Below are 617 nucleotides of genomic sequence, written 5' to 3'. Positions count from 1 at the left end.
ACGTGAAAGAAGAAGTTTCAGTCCAGAATTCAAATTACAGATGGTCAAACTTTATGAGAATGGTAAACCTAGAAATGAAATTGTACGTGAGTATGACCTGACGCCTTCGGCATTAGGGAAATGGATCAAACAGCATCAGTCCACAGGGTCATTTCTGCACAACGACAATATGAGTGATGAAGAGAAGGAACTCAAGAAATTACGTAAAGAGAACCAGCGGCTGAAGATGGAGAATGACATTTTAAAGCAAGCAGCGCTGATCATGGGACGAAGATAGCCGTCATTCGTGAGAATGCCGAGAAATATTCAGTATCAGCAATGTGTAAAGTCCTGCGGATTCCTAGAAGTACCTACTATTATGAAGTCAACAAGCTGAGTGACAGAGAAAAAGAACCGCCTGATGAAGACGTCACTGAGAAGATCATTCATATCTTCAATACAAACAGGCGTTGTTTTGGCACGAGAAGAATCAAGATAGCATTAGATAAACAAGGTCTGAAAGTCTCCAGGAGACGGATTGGTCGTATTATGAAATCTAAAAATCTTATCTCCACATATACTTCCCTGCGTTACAGAGCCTTTCCGGATCGGTCGAATGAACGCAATATTACTAATGG

General features: G+C 41.0%; 2 protein-coding genes. Both read left to right on the top strand.

Annotation, left to right across the window (positions count from 1 at the left end; genetic code table 11):
• On the top strand, positions 1–277 hold a 277-nt coding region (locus ERX27_RS11145), incomplete at its 5' end, for a transposase (protein WP_165983162.1).
• A 41-nt stretch (positions 278–318) separates the two neighbouring features.
• Positions 319–617 (top strand): IS3 family transposase (locus ERX27_RS11140; RefSeq protein WP_165983161.1); only part of this gene is annotated, 299 nt, incomplete at its 3' end.

Origin of the sequence: Macrococcus brunensis, from assembly GCF_004359615.1 — a bacterium.
GTDB lineage: Bacteria > Bacillota > Bacilli > Staphylococcales > Staphylococcaceae > Macrococcus > Macrococcus brunensis.
Note: the sequence above shows the minus strand (reverse complement) of the source record. Positions and strands in the feature narration are given on the sequence as shown.